Source organism: Pseudonocardia terrae (assembly GCF_021343995.1).
Lineage (GTDB): Bacteria > Actinomycetota > Actinomycetes > Mycobacteriales > Pseudonocardiaceae > Pseudonocardia > Pseudonocardia terrae.
The window spans coordinates 1-16,845 of the sequence record NZ_JAJTTE010000038.1 but is presented as its reverse complement, the minus strand read 5'-3'; the positions used below and the strand labels follow the sequence as shown (position 1 = coordinate 16,845).

Below are 16,845 nucleotides of genomic sequence, written 5' to 3'. Positions count from 1 at the left end.
GGCCCTTGGCCATGCCGACTACAGAGGCGCACCGACGACGAGGCGTGGCTCAACCCGCGGTTCTCAGCCTGGACCGTCCGCCGGACAACGCGCGGGCCGGGTGGGCCGCACTGCAGGACGATACCGAAGCCCATGGCTTCCCTCCCGAGGTTGGGCACGGACGGTCCACGGGTTCCCGCCTGAGGTCGGTCTCAGACGGCTGGTCGCCTTGTCTGCGTGGAGCTCGGACGTCGGGTCCTTCTTCTGCGCCGGGAGGCCGCGGCGGGTCGCGCGCGTGTTCTGGCCGAATCTGTACGGGCGGTCCACCGACGCGCAGTGGGGCGACCCCGCAACTGCGGAACGTCCACCACACCGAGCCCGCGACGGCGCGGCCGCCCACCCTTCGACCTCCGTGGGGCTGGGCGGTCGCGCAGCTCCCGATCGGGTCGAATCGTCGAGCCCGAAGTCCACGCGCCCGAGCAAGTGCGGACCAGATGCGGACCGACAGCCCGATGATCTTCGCCGGAGATCGCTTCGTCGGAGGTCAACACGCCGTCTGAGCTGCGGTCTTACTGGAGCCGCCTTGGGGAGTCGAACCCCAGACCTACGCGTTACGAGAATTGCCGTCCACGTATTCACGACCGGCACCAGTTGCATCGGTGCAGCTCAGCGCCGGGCATGAGGCATCAGCGGTATCGCGGGAACCAGTTGGAGGCCACGAACGAGGCCACGGCCCTCACAGCACTTACGGGAGTGGACACTGTCACCTAGGGCGAGTTCATCGAGGCTGGCTATCTGCGGGAGTACCGGGCCAAGCGGGTCACCCTGCAGTACCTGCGCCCCGTCATCGGATTCCTTCGCGACCGCCTTCAGGTGCAGTACCCGCTCGCCACTCTGAAGCCCTACACCTCAGGCCGGGAGCTCGCGCTCGAGGCGCAGGAGTTCGTCGGACTCGATCCGGCGTTGAGCATCGTGATCCTCGGCCGTGACGGCTTCCTGATGCCGTCGGACCCAGCCGTCGCGTTCCTCGACAAGGTCGAGTTCAACGACGCCGGCGACGTCGCCGAGCGGCTCTTCCCGCTCGGACGGGGCAAGCCGATCGTCCTCGACCCCACACGCAGCTTCGGCGAGCCGACCATCCCGGACGTCGGGGTGCGCACAGAGATCGTCGCGGAGTTGGTGAGCGCCGGCGAGGAACCCGACAGAGTCGCGGGGATCTACTCGATCTCTGTCACCGACGTCGAGCAGGTTGTCGATTTCGAGCGCCGCCATGGCGACCTCACCCGAGCCGCCTGACACGTGCCCGCTCGTCTCCAGACTCCGCGCTGGTTGTTCGACGAGAACTGCATCGGCGTCGCCCAGGCCCTGTAGCACGTCCGAGGCGACATCACCCGGCCTGGTGGACCGGGAGGCCTCGTGCCGGCAGGATCCAGGGACCACGAGTGGCTTCCGATCGTCGGCCGGGGCGGGCTCGTCGTTCTGACCCGTGACAAGCGCATCCGCAGCCGACCACTCGAACGCCGGGCCCTCCTCGACCACGGCGTCCGAGCGTGCTTCCAGACCACCGGCGGCCAGCTGACCCTGTTCGAGCAGGTCCGCCTCTGGCTGCGCTGGTGGAACGAGATCGAGAAGCTCGTCAACGAGCACCCCGGACCGTGGCTGGCGAGCGTGACGCGGGCCGGGGCGTCGATCTTCGACGGCGGCGATATCGATCCGCAGCCCGGATCAGCGCCGTGACACGATCGAGTCACGGGGATCGGGGAAGCCGAGGGACTTGTATCCCGGGGCTCGCTTGGACAGCGAAGAGGCGAGTACGGCGGTGAGTTCGTCGTGGTAGTCGTGCACCTCGGCCGTCGTCTTGCCGGGATACGGCCTGAGCACGCGACCGGCGAACTGCACGAGGCGGCCCTTGAACGCGATCGGCGCCGCGAGGAAGAGGGCATCGAGAGCGGGGCAGTCGAAACCCTCCCCGACGTAGGGTCCGGTCGCGACGACGAGCAATGGCGCCTCACCCGGCTCGAGACGAGCCAGCGCGGCCTTGCGTTCTCGGGCACCCATGCCGCCGCGAAGGACAACGGGATGGCACCCCTTGTCGCGGAGTCGTCCCGCCAGGGACTCCACATGGTTCTTCCACTGTGTGAGGACCAGGCAGTTCCTCCCGCGTTCCAACGCATCGAGGACGTCACCGACGACCTGGTCCCTGCGAGCCTCGTCAGCGGCAAGATCCCGGTAGATCGCCGCCATCCCGCCCGGCTTCGACGGATCCGCCTCACCCACGTACTCGTAGGAGGTCGGGTGCACCGTCAGGAGCCGTTCCGGGGCGTCGGCGGTCCCCAGGGTGCCTGCTGGAGGAGGCGCGACCGTGTGCCGGATCGGGCCGAGCTGATGGTGGATGAGCTCGTCGAGTCCATCACGCCGATACGGGGTCGCGGTCAGGCCGACCCATCGCCTCGCCGGGATCTGCCGGGCCGCGTTCTCGAACGCGGCAGCGGGCAGGTGGTGGCACTCGTCCACGAGAACGAGCCCGTAGCCTGCGGTCAGCTCCGCGACGTCCTGACGGCGGGCCAGCGTCTGCAGGGTGACGACGTCGATGACGCCCCGCAGCGAGGATCGTCCCGCGCCCAGCTGGCCGGCGCGAACGTCCAGGAAGTCCTTGATCCGGCTCCGCCACTGGTCCGCCAACGCCTTGCGATCCACCAGTATCAGGGTGGAGACACCGTGCTCCGCGATCAGCGCACATCCCATGACGGTCTTGCCGGCGCCCGGCTCGGCGACCAGGAGCCCCAGCTCGTGGCCAGCGAGCTCGGAGACGGCATCGGCCTGATCATCGCGCAGCGTGACCGCCAACTCGAACTCGTGGCTCTCGCCATCGGAGCGCTCGTCGCTGATCTCGACGCGACTCCCCGCCTCCTTCAGCACCGACTCGACCCGCTCGCCGAGCCCGCGAGGCAGCACGAGGCGCCCGTCGACAGTCTCGTCGTAGCCGAGCAGGAACCGAGGCACGTTCCACGTCGACAGGCGTCGACGTTGGCGCTCGCCGAACAGCGGGTTGCTCATCGACGCCGCGTGCTTGAGCGTCGCAAGCGCGGCAGGCGTCAGGTCGGACACCGCGACCTCGCAGCCGGCCTCAAGCCTCAGCCCGACCACGGCCGCCGGTTCCGGCCGCGTCCGGGTCGACGTAGCGGGAGCCAACCGCCCTACCGCGCCACCCACCTTCACCGCCCCGACACGGCCCGCGAGGCGCGTGACCTCGGCCGGAGCCAGCCGGTGGACTCCGGACAGGTAGGCCCACTGATCCTCGTGCGGCTCGAGAGTGCCGAGGTCGAGGAACACCGTCGCGCCGTGTTTCCGCGCCCGACCGTGAAGGGGAGCAGCGATCAGGTTTCCGATCCCACCCGAGGACGGAAGTACGTCCTGGGACGGGAAGAGCCGGTCGTAGCTGCGCAGATCCATCCGCCCGCGGACGGCGATCGCCTCGCGGAGCAAACCCGTACCCAGCGCTCTCGCCGTCGCCGCGGGCACCGCGCCGGCAAAGAAGATCCACGCATGCGCGCCCACCCCGGATCGCGACACCTCCAGCGCAGCCGGTACGCCGGCCGCCCTGGCCGCCTTGAGGTAGGCCAACGCGTCGAGCATCGCCGCGGGCCCGTCGAAGTCCGCCGCGAGCCACCGACAGGTGTCGGCGGGCATCAACGGATACAGCCCGATGTGATCGCGCCCCGACAGATGCGCGGCGACAACGTCATCACGAAGCCGCAGGTACGGACGGGTCGCGCCCTTCCGCCACCCACCGACCACCGCTGGTACCCAGCCCGACTTCCCCGATCTCCCGTTCTCCCACCGAATCGCGTAGACATCCTCGCGGGCCGCGAACAGCGCCCTGAAGAAGGCGACCTTCTCCTGCGGAGTCGACGACGCGTTCACCATGCCGGGGCGCTCCAGGAACAGCCCCGACTGGGACGCAGCCGGTGTGCGGGCCTGCTTCGCCGTCATCCCCAACAGCCGCAGCAGCCGCCCGTTCTCAGCCCGCAGCCGAGCGAGCTCACGCTCAAGATCTCCGGAGCTCGTCGACACGAGCCTTACGATGCCACGCCCGGGTGGCAGCCCGCGATCAGCCGGAACCGACGAAGAGCCCAGCCTGATCGATCCGCCGGACGAGGCTCGGTTTGCGCTGATGACGAGTACGTAGCGCGGCGAGCCGAGCACCGAACTCCCCCACCTGATCCGCCCGCTCGGCGACGACCCGCAGGTCCTCGAGCAGCGTGACCGCGGCGTCGTACTCGGCCGGCTTCTTCGTGACGATCATCGCCTCGACCCGCGCCCAGCCCCCCTCCACGTCCGCGGACACCGCCGCGAGGCGCCGCTCCCGGGCTGCCGCACTCTTCCGTTCCCGCTCCGCTTCCGCTTCCACGCGCGCTGCCTCGGCTCGCCGGTGCTTCTCCTGCCGGATCAGGTGCGCAGCATCCAGCAACTCAGCAACCGTCCGACGCGTAAGCTCGTCGCATGTCGCCACCCCCTCCGAGCTGAGCCGGCGACGCAGCTCCGCCTGGGCGACAAGGCTCTCGCCCCGCGCGACCAGAACGAGTAACCGGTCCTTCTCGCCGCTCGGGATTCGCCCCACTCGGGAAGCCAGCTGCTTCGCCGGGAGTCGCGTGTCCGCCGACGGCGGGCTCGCCTGCGCCGCGACCGTGAGCAAGTCCGGGTCCAGGCGAAGGAAGTCCGCCAGCGCCCGCTGCGACGCCGTCAGCTCCGACAACCCCGGAGGCACCGGCGGCTCTTGGACGTCCTCGTTGTCGGAGCCGAACGCGCCCTCGTCGCGGTCCCAGGTTCCCTGCGCCGCCAGCCAGCCCAGATACAGCGGGCGCAGGTCACCGGCAGCCAGCTCGGCCCGGACCCCGACGAGCCCAGCCAGGGTGTACAGATCGTCAACACCGAAGAATTCGGCGTCCTCGTGGTCGCTGTGCAGCCCCAGGATCAGGTGTCCGGCGGTGTCCCACGCGGTGACCAGCGGATCGACCAGGTACGGCTCGACCGCCTCGACCTCGAGTACCCCGAGCGGCAACCGCACCATCAGCGTCCGACTGCCCCAGTTCGCGAAGTATAGGTGGGCATCGTAGTAGCGCTCCATCAACTGAAGCGGGTCACCGCGGAAGTCACCCCAGTGGTACTCGTTGGTGAAGCTCGTCGCGCTGATCTGCGCCCGCGTCGACAGCGCCCGCACCGCGGCCTGCTCCCGCGCGTCGAGCGGCCGATCCACCGCGAGGAACTCGTAGTACTGGTACTCGCTCACGCCAGACCCTCGGCCGCCCATCGCCGATAGGCACGAATCCACTCCACACCGTCCGGTGGCGGTGTCGGCAGCGGCAGATCACGAAGATCGACCGGCTGAGACTCCCCACCCCGTCGGCAGACAGCCACCAGCCTCCCGCTCGCGGACAGGTCGATCTCGACCACAGTCACCTCGACTCCCAGCACCACCGTCGTGAACGGGACCTCGACGAACTCCTCCAGCTTGGCGTGGAACCCGCCGAGCTGCTCGTCCACGCCGTAGGCGTCAATCGTCGCTTCCTCGATCAGCGCCGCCGACTCGGTATCCCCATCGCCCAACACCCCGCCGAGACTACGGCCAGACTCGACTGGCACCTCGAAGCCCTCGTTCTCCGGATCGAGGACGGTCGTGTGCAGCGACTCGAAAGCACCCGGTGTCAACGCCCGCTCGCCGATCTTGTGCGACGAGTACCAGAGATCACCCAGCGTCGCGGCCGAGACGACGAGCCCGTCGCTCTTCTCAGCGTTACCCAGAGCGTCGAACGCCGGCTCCGAGAGCCGATCCGGAGTGAACAGGTAATAGAGCAGCGAATGTGAGTCCGCGACGACTCTCACCCGGCGACGGGCCCGAGTGCGGAACGACGCTCGGCCCGGTCGTCATCGAGCGCCTGTGACCACGCCTCGATCACCTCGTCCGGCACCAGACCAGCGAGCTTGCCCGCCGAACGACCACCTCGACGACTGGCTACCTCGGGCTTCACCAGCCGCAGGTGGGCTCCGGGACGCACACCGTGGCGCGCCAGCTCGGCGGCCGGAACCGTCAGGCTCCCGTCGCTGCTGACGACGACCTCGAACGAGTCCGCGGTCTCGGGCGTGGTGCTCATGGTGCCTGCATGCTACCGCTCGATCGTCGCGATCGAGGCGGCTCGACGACTGCTGGCAGAACGCGACCGTTAGGCGGCAGTCGCCCCCGTGACGTCACCAGCCCCGCGCGGCGAGGAGGGCCATGAGATTGCGTTTGGCCCGGTGCGTGCGGCGCAGCTCGGCGAGGTGGTCGGCGAACCCGTCCGCCTCGAACAGGGGCTCGACCTCGCCGAGCAGCTCGACGGCCTTCGCATAGGCGGAGTTGTTCTTGCGTCCGACCGCGGCCTCGACCTCGCGCTGGTAGAGCGGGATCACCTCACGCGGCCGCAGCTCCCGGCAGGCTCGGGCCAGCCGCATCACCGTTGGGCCCGAGCAGCCGCCTCGCTGCGCCTCCGCCCAGGCGGCGTCAGGGTCGCCCTCCCAGAGCAGCACCTCGACGAGCAGCGACGCGTCGGCAGCCGGCTGCCACCGGTACCGGGGAGGTTCGCGACGATCGACCTCGGCGCGGAGGCGGGCGAACGCCTCGTCACGCCGATCCGCCCACAACCCGGCCCGTCGGGCGTACCCCGCGAGCCGCTGGTAGGTGGGCAGGTTCGGCGCGCGATCGAGCACCCTCCGGAGCAGGTCGACCGCCGCCGCCCCGCGGCCTGCCCGGTGGTACTCCGCAACCGCGAGGTCGACCAGCCGCGCGTCGGCAAGACCGTGGATCTCCAAGCCGCGTTCCGCCCACTGCAGCGCGTCGTCGTGGCGGTCCTCGCGCAGAAGGCGCTCCGCGATCCGCAGGAACTGTAGGCGGACGTGAGGTCGCGGGCCATCGCCTCCACCTCGGCATCGACGTCACCGGTAAGGGCGGCGAGCGCCTCCAAGGTGCTCCGGACGCGGAGGCGCGCCGGGTCGTAGAGGCTCCACCGCGAAAATGGGCGCCTGACAGCGGGTCGTGACACACGAATGCCCTTCTGACCTGGGAAGATGGGACTTGTCGAGGGTCCTGGCCTACCGAGGAGAAGGGCATCCGCTGGATGCGACTATCTCACGCCCGCGCCGCGGTGTCGGTACGGTTCGATGATCCGAATCTCGTGTCGTGTGTCGGGCTTGCGCCGGTGCTGGCGCTTGCCGCGCGGTGCGGGCTGGCGACGCTGCTGACCGAGCGGCTGCAGAGCGTGGCACACAGCACCGACAGTCACGTGCCTACAGCTCACGCACCACAGTCGAAACCCCCACGGATCGGCACTTGCGCCTGCCAGTTGTAGATTACGCAGACCAGAAACTTCAAGCGTGTGAGCGGGTGTCCGACTGTGTTGCCCTTTCATCCCGAGCCCGACCTCGTCGACGCCCGTTCCACGCTCCGGCACGCGGTGGACGCCGTCCTCGCGAAGCTCCGGGCGGGAGTCCTACCCGACGACGCCGAGCTCGAACACGTCGACATCAAGGAGGAAGCTGGCCGGCGTGGCAGTGGAGGAGCACTTCTGGCAGGTCAGGCGCAGAACACCGCCGCGGCCGCACAGCTCGCCGATGAAGTCGCCTGCTTCGCCAACACCCCCGGTGGCGGAGCGCTGATCGTCGGCATCGAGAACAGGACCGGCGACCTACTCGGAACCGCGCTGGACCGCGACTGGCTCCGGCACGGCATCTACACCCGTGTCGACCTCGCCCCGGACGTCGAGGAACGCGAGGTCAGCGGAGTCCGTCTCCTCGTCCTCTACGTCGCATCCGCCCACGAGCCCATCGAGGACACCAGCGGTCGGATTCGCTGGCGAGTAGGAACCAACTGTGTCGCGGTAGACCGCTCAGAATGGTGGCTGCATCGCCAGAGCCAGGCCGGGCACGACAGCATGGCGGCCGTCACCAGCCGCACCCTTGTCGACGTGAGTGACGGCGCGATCGTGACTGCCCGCCGCTACCTTCGCGACGCCGGCTTCGAACACCATGCCACCGAGACCGTTGCCGATCTCCTGAGACGACTGGGCGTCCTCCATCCCGACGGACACCTCACCCAAGCCGGCGCTCTTCTGTTCTGCCCTGCCGACCGCACCTACCTCACGATGACGGCCATCGACGTGGAGGGCGGCGACGTACTCCTTCGCCCCCCGGATCTCACGGGCTTGAGCGTGCTCGAGCAGCTGTCAGCAGTGGAAGACCGCTTGAACTCGCTCAATACGGAGGTCACCCTCCAGGGCGGCTTCGCGGAGTCGACCGTCCGCCGGCTACCACCCCGGGCAGCCCGCGAGGCCGTTCTCAACGGCCTCGTGCACCGCGACTGGTTGTCGTCCGGCCCGGTGACGATCACGTGGATCGACGCCGACTCGGCCCTGCAGGTCATCAGCCCTGGCGGCTTCACAGGTGGCATCACGGCCGCTACCGTCCTGGCCCAGCGCTACGCCCGCCATCCCGCACTCGCTGACCTCTTCAGAGCGCTTAACCTCGTCGAGAAGCAAGGCATGGGTGTCGACCGCATGTACAGGGAGATGGTTGCGCTCGGCCACCGACCGCCCCTCATCATCGAAGAAGACGGCCCGCGGGTCAGGACACGGCTCGTCGGCGGCCGCCCTGTCATCCCGGTCATGGCCCTCACCGGCCGCATCGAGCCGGCCGTCCGACGACGCGACGTCCGAGTCGCCCTCATCGTCGACCACCTTCTCCGCCAGCCGTTCGCCACCCCTGACCTCATCGCCGACCTCCTCCAGCGCACACCGCAGGAAGCAGCGGAAGCCCTCGACACCGCGGCCACCGAATGCCGCGTCGGGTCTTCACCACTTCTCACACGGTTCAAGGACGTCTGGGCTCTGTCCCCAGCCGCGATTCGGGTCGTCGAGAACGCTGCCCCCGCTCCCGATCGCCGGGCCCGAGGGATCCTGACCTATCGACGCCCAGACGACCCCGGCACGGTCGCCCGCTTCTGGCTGGCCGCCCATTCCCGGATCACATCCGGTGACTACGCAACGCTCACCGGCCTCACCCAGACCGGCTCGCTGAACCACCTCGACCGCCTCGTCGCCGACGGAGTCCTCGTCCGAGGCGACGGCAAGGGACGGAACGCGCACTTCCTGGCTGCGTTGCCGTAGACGCTAGAAACCAAGATCGGGGCGCACACCGTCATGCCAGTGCTGCCGGACGAGTCCTCACTGAGCTACGCACACGGGAGGCCACGAAAAGTCGAGAGCAGGAATCGACAGGTCGCTGACCTGCGAAAAGGGAGCCGCCTTGGGGAGTCGAACCCCAGACCTACGCATTACGAGTGCGTCGCTCTAACCGACTGAGCTAAGGCGGCGTGGTGCGACGTCAGTCTACCCACCGCCCCCGGACCGGCGACCCGACCCCCACCCCGTCACTCGGACGGGTCGTCTTCGCAGCTCAGGCATGTCGGGTGGGGCCGCTCCCACGATGCTCGGATCATGACGACGGTCGGCACGGACGCGCGGATCGGGGACGTGCTGATCGCCGAGGGGCGGATCAGCGCGGAGCAGCGGGGCTGGGCGGTCGAGGTGTCCGCGCGCAACGGGGCGCGGATCGGGGCGGTGCTGGTCGCGGCCGGGCTGGTGAAGCGGACCGAGCTGTACCGGCTGCTGGCGCGGACGTGGGAGTGCGGGTACGTCGACCTCGCGGACACCGGGATCGACCGCGACCTGCTCGACGGCCTCGACCCGCAGGAGCTCGGTGCCGAGGGGTGGTTCCCGGTCCGTCGTCAGCCGGCGGCCAGGCACGGCAGGAGACCGTGCTCGTCGCGACGTCCGAGCGACCGACCGAGGAACGGCGGCGGCGGATCGAGGAGCGACTGAAGGCGCCGGTGACCCTCGCCGTCACCACGGACTGGGATATCGTGCAGGCCTTGCACGCCGGGTACCGGGACGCGGTCGTCGAGCAGGCCACGCTGGGACTGTGGCGGCGCGACAAGGCGCAGTCCGCGCGGTAGGTGCTGTTCCCCGGCCAGCGCGTGGTGATGTGGCTGGTCGGCGCGGCGATCGTGGCCGGGTTGGTCCTGGCGCCGCGGACGACGTTGATCGCGCTGCTGGCGGTCGTCAGCCTGGCGTTCCTGGTCAGCGTGGTGTTCAAGTTCGTCGTCTGCATGAGGGGCGTGCGGCAGGAGAACCACGTCCAGGTCACCGACGAGGAGGTCACCGCGCTCGACCCCGCCGACCTGCCCGTCTACACGATGCTGGTGCCGGTGTTCCGCGAGGCCAACATCGTCGCGCAGCTGATCGGGAACCTGGGCGGGCTGGACTACCCGGCGGAGAAGCTGGAGATCCTGCTGCTGCTCGAGGAGAGCGACACCGAGACCATCGAGGCCGCCAAGGCCTCGAACCCGCCCGAGAACATCACCTTCCTGATCATGCCGCCCGGTCAGCCGCAGACGAAGGCGAAGGCCTGCAACGTCGGGCTCTTCCTCGCCCGCGGCGAGCACCTCGTGATCTACGACGCCGAGGACAAGCCCGACGCCGACCAGCTGAAGAAGGCCGTGGTCGCCTTCCGCCGCGGCGGCGACCGGCTGGTGTGCGTGCAGGCCGCCCTGAACTACTGGAACGCCACGGACAACTGGCTGACCAGGATGTTCACGACCGAGTACTCCTTCTGGTTCGACTACATGCTGCCCGGGCTGGACCGGTTGCGACTGCCGATCCCGCTGGGCGGCACGTCGAACCACGTCCGCACCGCCGCGCTGCGGACCCTCGGCCGCTGGGACCGGTTCAACGTCACGGAGGACGCCGACCTCGGCATTCGCGCGGCCGCCCTGGGCAGCACCGTGGGCGTCGTCAACTCGACGACCTTCGAGGAGGCCAACCGCCCGCCGGGCAACCGGGTGCGGCAGCGGTCGCGGTGGATCAAGGGCTACCTGCAGACGCTGCTGGTGCACCTGCGGCACCCGCTACGGTTGGTGCGTACGGCCGGGCTGCGGCAGACGCTGGCGTTCGCGCTGCTCATCGGCGGCACGCCGGTGACCTTCCTGTTCACCCCGCCGCTGTACCTGCTCTTCATCGTGTCGCTGCTGCTGCCGCCCACGGTGCTCGACGGCCTGTTCCCCGGCTGGGTGCTCTGGGTCAGCCTGTTCAACCTCGTGATCGGCAACGGGCTGATGATCTACGTGTCGATGATGATGGGCGCGTTCAAGCGCCGCCGATACTCGCTCGTGCTTCGGGCGCTGCTCAACCCCCTCTACTGGATCCTGCACTCGATCGCCTCGTACAAGGCCGTCTGGCAGCTGATCACCAAGCCGCACTACTGGGAGAAGACCCTCCATGGCCTCAGTCACGCTGCCGCCAGCCATTCCGACGACGGCCGCGGCGCCGGCGCCGGCCTGAGAACGGCTGGGCCCGCTGGGGCGTCCGACTCGCACTCGCGGCGCCGCTCATCGCGCTCGGCGTGTGGGCGGGCCGGCGCGGGTTCGTCTCCACCCGGCACGCGGCCTTCCTCACGCAGGCCGGCCAGGTCTCCGGCGGCGGGCCGGACCTGCAGGGGCTCAGGCTCGCCTACCCGCCTCTGCCGACCCTGCTCGCCGGGGTCCTGCCCGGCGGCGGGATCGCGCTGAGCATCGTCGCGGCGTTGTTCGCCGGGGTCACCCTGCACCTGACGGGGGAGCAGCTGCTGCGCCGCGGCTTCGACCTGGCGACGGTCGCGGGGCTGATCCTGCCCGTGTTCGCGGTGCCCGCGGTGGCGTACGCGGCGAGTCAGTCGATGTCCGGCATCGCGGCGCTGTCACTGCTGGCCGTGGCGTTGCAGGGATTCGTGTGGTTCGTGGTCGACGGCGACACGGACGCGGTTTTCACCTGCGGACTCGCCCTCGCCGCCTGCTTCTTCTTCGACCCGATCGCGATCTTCTACGCGATCGCCCTCGGGGCCGCGGCCTTCTTCTTCGCCGTCGACCGCTTCCGGACCACCCGCGCGGCCGCGCCGGCGACCGTCGCGGTGATCACCTTCCCGACCGTCTTCGTGACGCTGGCCCGATGTTCCTCCAGTGGCGGTTCACCGGGGACGCGATCCAGCTCGTGGCCACGAACCTTGATCTCGGGAAGTTCCCCGACGGCGTGTGGGGCGGGCTGGGCACGGCCGCCGCGACCGTGGGGAAGTCGCTGATGCACGTGCCGCTGTTCCTCGCCGTCGCGATCATCTACGCGGTGCGGTTCCCGGCGGCGCTGGTGGGCTACGCGGTGTCGGTGCTCGCGTCGGTCCTGGCGGTCTGGGTCGCGCTGCGGTTCACCCCCGTCACGGCGTACGTGCTGTTCACGCTGGTCGCGCTGATGTCGATCCCGCGGGACAGCGGACCCCGGACGAGCCGGACGCTCGCGGTGATCGGGCTCGCGCAGCTGGCCCTGGCGTGGTCGTGGCCGCCCACCAGCCCCGGGTTCGAGCAGTGGCTGACGGCGGTACTGCCCCGCTGATCAGCGCAGGAGCAGCCGGTCGACGGCGCCGACCAGCCAGTCCGCGGCGGTGAGGTCCTGCTGCGGAAGGCGGTGCGGGCCGAGGCGCTCCCGGCGGCCGACTACGACGGCTACCGGGCCGCGGTCAGCCGCCGGATCGCCGTGGTCAGGCTGCGGCCGGTCTGCTAACGGCGGCCGGCCGGGACGTCGACGAACGCGGCGGTGTCGTAGTACGTGCGCAGGCCGGTGATCTTGTCGCCGTCGAAGGTGACGAAGGTCGAGCCCTCGTAGCGGAAGTCGTGGCCGTTCGGGCGGGTGCCGGTGCTCTGCCACTCCAGCGCGGCCTCGTCGTCGCTCTCGACGACGTTGGTGAACTGGGTCCGGACCTCGCCGAACTGGGCGCGGTACTGCTCCCAGAACTCGCGCACCCCGCCGCGCCGCGAGCCCTCGCCGTCGAGCCGGAACAGCTCGGCGTCGTCGGCGAAGAGGGCCGTGAGGTCGTCGACGTCGCCGTCCTGCTCCGACTTGCGCAGCGCCGCGACGAAGTGGCGCGTCAGGTCGTGGCGGATGTGGTTGTCCTCCATGCCTCGGGGGCTACCCCGGCGAATCCGTCGCAATCGGGCTCGACGACCGACGGCGGGCGGACGGCCCACGGCTCCTCGGGTCGCGAGGAGCAGCGCGGGGCGGGAGCTCTCGAGGTGAGAGGGCCGATCAGCCCTGCTGCAGCGCGGTCATCATCGCCTCGACCGCGATCCGCGGCTTCACGTTGAGCTCGAGTGCCTCGCGGCAGGCGAGAACGGCCTCGAGGCGGCGCAGGGTGGACTCGGCGCTCCACTCGCGGGCGGCCTGGCGGATGTCCGACTCTCGGTCGGGGTTCCCGAGCGCGACGACCGCCGCCGTGCCCGCGACCAGCACGTCCCGGTAGAAGCCGGCGAGGTCGATGAGCGCCCGGTCCAGGGCGTCGCGCTGGGTACGGGTGTTGCGGGACTTCTGCCGGCGCTCCAGCTCGCGCTCGGCGGCCTTGGCGCCGCGGGCGGCGGCGGCTGCGCCCTTACCGGTGCCGCCGGCACCCATCGCGACGGCGAGCTCCTCGCGCTCGGCGGCGTCCCGGGCACCGCTGACGTCGGCGGCCTCGGCCTCGGCGGAGCGGACGAGCGCATCGGCGAACGCGAACGCGTCCCCCAGGTGCCGCAGTCGCAGCGGGACACCGAGGACCCGCTCACGCCGCTCCCGCGCCTCCGGGTCCCGGGCGAGCCGGCGGGCCCGGCCGACGTGCCCGCCGGAGACCGACGCCGCCCACCGCGCCTGCTCGGGCTCGATCCCGTCGCGCTCCACGAGCACCTCGGCGATCGCCTCCGGCGCCGGCGTGCGCAGCGCGACGACGCGGCACCGGGAGCGGATCGTGATCGGCACGTCCTCGGGGTGGTCCGACGGCGCGCAGAGCAGGAAAACGGTCTGGTCCGCGGGCTCCTCCACCGCCTTGAGCAGCGCGTTCGCCGCGCCCTCGGTGAGCCGGTCCGCGTCGGTGATGATCAAGATCTGCCAGGCGCCGGTGGACGGACGGCGCGCGGCGAGCTGCACGAGGTTGCGCATCTCCGCCACGGAGATCGACAGCCCCTCGGGTACGACCTCCCGGACGTCGGCGTGGGTGCCGGCGAGCACCGTGTGGCACGCCGGGCACTCGCCGCAGCCGCCCGTGGGGCACTGCAGCGCGGCGGCGAAGGCCCGAGCGGCATTGGAGCGGCCGGACCCCGGCGGGCCGGTGAACAGCCAGGCGTGCGTCATCGCCGACGGCGTGGACGCGGCGGTGCTCAGTTCCTCGACCGCGGCGGGCTGCCCGACGACGTCCCGCCAGACACCCGCACTCACGGCTCGACCGCGGGCCGGGGGATGTCCTCGGGTTGCTCGGGGGCCTCCGGCAGCGACGGGGTGACCCCGGTCAGGATGCGCGCCGCGACCTCCTCGGGCTCGCCGTCGGCGTCGACCACCACGTAGTGCTGGGGCTCGGCTGCGACCAGGCCGGCCAGCAACCGTTGCACCCGGACGTGCTCCTCGCCGGCGACGCCGCCGGACTCGGCGCTCGCGCCCTCGCGGTCGAGCAGCACGGTGATGTCCGGCCGGAGCCGGCCGGTGGCCCAGGCGGCGAGGCGCTCGAGCTCGCCGCGCTCGAGCTCGGCGTCCATCCGGTCCGCCGCGACGCCGAAGTGGGCGATCGGGCTGACCATGAACCGGTCCATGACGACGACCGCGCCCTCGTCGAGCGCCGGGCGGATCACCCGTTCCACCAGGTCGGCCCGGATCGCCGCCGCGGCGAGGGCCTTCGCCCGCGCCCCGGCCAGGTGGGCCTCGCGGGTGGCGGCCGCCCAGCGCAGCTCGTCGCGCTCCCCGTCGTCGGGCTCCACGACGACGTGCCCCCGCTCGCGCAGCGCCTGCGCGAGCCGTTCGGCCTGGTCGGCGGCCTCTTCCGGGGTGGCGCCCTCGACCGCGACGAGGGTGCCGGAGCCGCGGCGGACCTCGCCCTGCCGCAGTGCCGAGACGAGATCGCCCAGCAGCGGCTCCAGGCGCCGCTCGTCCATCTGCCGGTAGGCCAGAGTGCCGACGACGGCGGCGACGAGACCGCCACCGGCGAGCACGAACCGCGTGCCGTCGACCGTGAAGTGCCAACCGAACAGGTCGACCGCGCGGGTGCTGACCAGCCCTACCAGAACCGGCACCAGGGACATCGAGCCGAGCAGCACCAGCCGGACCAGGGACTGGACGAACGCGACGATCCGGCCGCGGATGTCGTCCGACACCTGGGAGCCGATGATCGTGAGCCCGGTGAGGAAGGCGATGCCGGCGAAGCCGCCGACCAGCGCCACGGCGAGGATCGCCATGAACAGGTGGCCGGACACCGCCACGATGATCAACGCGACGCCCGCGCCGACGATCGCCGTGCCGAACAGCCGGTTGTGCGGGAGCCGGTGCGCGAGCCGGGGCGCCACCGCCATGCCGAGGGCAAGGCCGACGAACACCGCCGTGAACAGTACCGAGTACGCCGCGTCGCCACCGCCGAGGCTGGCCGCGTAGAGCTTGGCGGAGGCGATGACCGCGCCACCGGCCGCGAAGGCGCCGATGATGCCGAGCACCAGACCGCGGATCAGCGGCGTGGTCGCGACGTAGGCGAACCCCTCGCGGAGCAGCGTCAACAGGCCCGGCTGCTCCTCGGAGTCGCGCGGCCCGGAGCGTCCGGAGATCTCCTTGATCCCGAACCAGACGACCGTGGCGGAGAGGAGGAAGGCACACCCGTCGAGCACCAGGGCGACGTAGACCGTGGTCAACGCGTCCTGGCTCGGCAGCAGGTGCTGGATGCTCGAGATCACTGCGAACAGCCCGGACGCGACCAGCACCGAGATGCCGTAGGTGAGGACGAGGCCGAGCTGGTTCGCCGTCTCCACCTGGTCCTTGCGGCGCAGCAGGTTCGGGACCGACGCGTCCTTCGCCGGGATCCAGAACATCGCGCACAGCTCGATGAGGAACGTAGCCGCGAACAGCCACCACAGCGAGCCCACGATCGGGATCGACACGAACAGGCAGAACCGCAGCACGTCGCACGTGACCATCACGCGGCGCCGGTCGAAGCGGTCCGCCAGCGCGCCGGCGATCGGGCCGAGCAGCAGCGCCGGCAGCAGCTTGGTGGCGACCACGCCGCCGAGCGCGAAGCTCTGCGCCGCGTACCCGCTGGTCAGCTGGGTGGCCAGCGAGGTGAGCGCGAGCAGGCTCAACCACTCGCCGGTGGCGGTGAAGGCCGTGACGGTCCAGAGCCTGCGGAAGGCGGGGATGGCCAGGACGCTGCGCACGCGGTGCGCGGTGGGTGCCGGGTTGGCCGTACCCGTCAGACTGCCGGGAACGCTCTCCGAGCCGATCGCGGGTCACCTCCCTCGCGTGCGACGCCCGCCGATCCTCGCTCGACCGGGCTGGTCGACGGCGGGCCGCGCGCGAGCCGGGCCTGCCCCTGTCGTCGCACTCAGGGTAGACGGGCGCACCGACAGGACGGCGCGGGCTCCGCGCGGGCGGTCTCAGGAGTTCATCAGCGCCACGATCAGCTGGACCAGGATGAGCAGGTAGACACCCACGAAGACGAGGGTGAACGCGCGCGATCCGACACGCCCGCGCAGCCGCCGGGAGAGCCCGACGATCTGCGGGTCGGGACGCACGGGCGGGCGGTGCTCGATCCCGTCGATCACCGCGCCTCGCCGGCGATCGCGGGGCGGGGCGGGCGGGGCCGTCGGCGAGCGGGCGAACGCGCGGAACAGCAGCGGGTCGACCGGCGGTCCTGGCTCGGGATCCGGGGTGGCCCGGCCCAGGTCGAGGGCGTGCGCCTCGGCGGGGACGGGGGGTGGGC

The 16,845-nt window shown here is 70.8% G+C and carries 17 protein-coding genes and 1 tRNA gene; 8 read left to right on the top strand and 10 right to left on the bottom strand.

Annotation, left to right across the window (positions count from 1 at the left end; genetic code table 11):
* Positions 1-852 precede the first annotated feature (852 nt).
* Entirely contained in the window at positions 853-1,275 is a 423-nt protein-coding gene (locus tag LWC33_RS23370) for a DUF433 domain-containing protein (protein ID WP_233306590.1), read from the top strand.
* Positions 1,276-1,395: 120 nt separating this feature from the next.
* Complete coding sequence (locus LWC33_RS23365; protein WP_233306589.1) at positions 1,396-1,716, top strand: PIN-like domain-containing protein; 321 nt, start codon at positions 1,396-1,398, stop codon at positions 1,714-1,716.
* Here the strand turns inward: LWC33_RS23365 and LWC33_RS36220 are convergent.
* The 5 genes from LWC33_RS36220 to LWC33_RS23340 all read right to left on the bottom strand — a co-directional run bounded on the left by LWC33_RS36220 (position 1,705) and on the right by LWC33_RS23340 (position 6,825).
* On the bottom strand, positions 1,705-4,053 hold the full coding sequence (locus LWC33_RS36220) for a DEAD/DEAH box helicase (RefSeq protein WP_233306588.1): 2,349 nt from the start codon (positions 4,051-4,053) through the stop codon (positions 1,705-1,707). The genes LWC33_RS23365 and LWC33_RS36220 overlap by 12 nt on opposite strands.
* A 37-nt stretch (positions 4,054-4,090) precedes the next feature.
* Entirely contained in the window at positions 4,091-5,269 is a 1,179-nt protein-coding gene (locus LWC33_RS23355; protein ID WP_233306587.1) for a hypothetical protein, read from the bottom strand.
* Entirely contained in the window at positions 5,266-5,862 is a 597-nt protein-coding gene (locus LWC33_RS23350; RefSeq protein WP_233306586.1) for a PIN domain-containing protein, read from the bottom strand. The genes LWC33_RS23355 and LWC33_RS23350 overlap by 4 nt, the downstream gene beginning before the upstream one ends.
* The gene (locus tag LWC33_RS23345; protein ID WP_233306585.1) at positions 5,859-6,131 is read right to left on the bottom strand and encodes a hypothetical protein; all 273 of its coding nucleotides are present in this window, start codon (positions 6,129-6,131) and stop codon (positions 5,859-5,861) included. Before LWC33_RS23345 ends, LWC33_RS23350 begins: the two co-directional genes overlap by 4 nt.
* A 94-nt stretch (positions 6,132-6,225) precedes the next feature.
* The gene (locus tag LWC33_RS23340; protein ID WP_233306584.1) at positions 6,226-6,825 is read right to left on the bottom strand and encodes a hypothetical protein; all 600 of its coding nucleotides are present in this window, start codon (positions 6,823-6,825) and stop codon (positions 6,226-6,228) included.
* Between the two features lie 641 nt (positions 6,826-7,466).
* Here LWC33_RS23340 and LWC33_RS23335 point away from each other — a divergent pair.
* Positions 7,467-9,173 (top strand): DUF5635 domain-containing protein, encoded by a 1,707-nt coding sequence (locus tag LWC33_RS23335; protein WP_233306583.1) that lies wholly within the window; start codon positions 7,467-7,469, stop codon positions 9,171-9,173.
* Between the two features lie 132 nt (positions 9,174-9,305).
* Here the strand turns inward: LWC33_RS23335 and LWC33_RS23330 are convergent.
* Positions 9,306-9,379, bottom strand: a tRNA-Thr gene (locus tag LWC33_RS23330).
* A 124-nt stretch (positions 9,380-9,503) separates the two neighbouring features.
* Between LWC33_RS23330 and LWC33_RS23325 the strand changes: the two genes are divergently transcribed.
* Genes LWC33_RS23325 through LWC33_RS23310 form a run of 5 tightly spaced genes read left to right on the top strand, consistent with a single transcriptional unit; the run spans position 9,504 to position 12,482 of the window.
* Complete coding sequence (locus LWC33_RS23325) at positions 9,504-9,887, top strand: hypothetical protein (RefSeq protein ID WP_233306582.1); 384 nt, start codon at positions 9,504-9,506, stop codon at positions 9,885-9,887.
* 8 nt (positions 9,888-9,895) lie between these two features.
* Positions 9,896-10,021: a hypothetical protein gene (locus tag LWC33_RS35380; RefSeq protein ID WP_255692595.1), complete on the top strand. Its 126-nt coding sequence runs from the start codon at positions 9,896-9,898 to the stop codon at positions 10,019-10,021.
* Positions 10,022-11,632: a glycosyltransferase family 2 protein gene (locus LWC33_RS23320; protein WP_233306581.1), complete on the top strand. Its 1,611-nt coding sequence runs from the start codon at positions 10,022-10,024 to the stop codon at positions 11,630-11,632.
* A 14-nt stretch (positions 11,633-11,646) separates the two neighbouring features.
* Complete coding sequence (locus LWC33_RS23315; RefSeq protein WP_233306580.1) at positions 11,647-12,177, top strand: hypothetical protein; 531 nt, start codon at positions 11,647-11,649, stop codon at positions 12,175-12,177.
* Positions 12,177-12,482, top strand: coding sequence for a hypothetical protein (locus tag LWC33_RS23310; RefSeq protein ID WP_233306579.1), 306 nt, complete (start codon positions 12,177-12,179; stop codon positions 12,480-12,482). Before LWC33_RS23315 ends, LWC33_RS23310 begins: the two co-directional genes overlap by 1 nt.
* Positions 12,483-12,646: 164 nt before the next feature.
* On the opposite strand, the gene LWC33_RS23305 is transcribed toward LWC33_RS23310, so the two are convergent.
* The 4 genes from LWC33_RS23305 to LWC33_RS23290 all read right to left on the bottom strand — a co-directional run.
* Positions 12,647-13,045 carry a nuclear transport factor 2 family protein gene (locus LWC33_RS23305; protein ID WP_233306578.1) on the bottom strand — a complete coding sequence of 133 codons (399 nt, stop codon included), beginning with the start codon at positions 13,043-13,045 and terminating at the stop codon, positions 12,647-12,649.
* A 127-nt stretch (positions 13,046-13,172) separates the two neighbouring features.
* Positions 13,173-14,330: a DNA polymerase III subunit delta' gene (locus tag LWC33_RS23300; protein ID WP_233306577.1), complete on the bottom strand. Its 1,158-nt coding sequence runs from the start codon at positions 14,328-14,330 to the stop codon at positions 13,173-13,175.
* Positions 14,327-16,300, bottom strand: a complete 1,974-nt coding sequence (locus LWC33_RS23295; protein ID WP_233306576.1) for an MFS transporter — start codon at positions 16,298-16,300, stop codon at positions 14,327-14,329. The genes LWC33_RS23300 and LWC33_RS23295 overlap by 4 nt, the downstream gene beginning before the upstream one ends.
* 219 nt (positions 16,301-16,519) lie before the next feature.
* A partial coding sequence (locus LWC33_RS23290; protein WP_233306575.1) for a hypothetical protein occupies positions 16,520-16,845 on the bottom strand: 326 nt, incomplete at its 5' end.

Excerpts from the sequence above, each read along its gene's own strand:
- LWC33_RS23305 (WP_233306578.1), bottom strand. The coding sequence starts at position 13,045 with ATGGAGGACAACCACATCCGCCACGACCTGACGCGCCACTTCGTCGCG.
- LWC33_RS23310 (WP_233306579.1), top strand. The coding sequence starts at position 12,177 with ATGCACGTGCCGCTGTTCCTCGCCGTCGCGATCATCTACGCGGTGCGG.
- LWC33_RS23325 (WP_233306582.1), top strand. The coding sequence starts at position 9,504 with ATGACGACGGTCGGCACGGACGCGCGGATCGGGGACGTGCTGATCGCC.
- LWC33_RS23345 (WP_233306585.1), bottom strand. The coding sequence starts at position 6,131 with ATGAGCACCACGCCCGAGACCGCGGACTCGTTCGAGGTCGTCGTCAGC.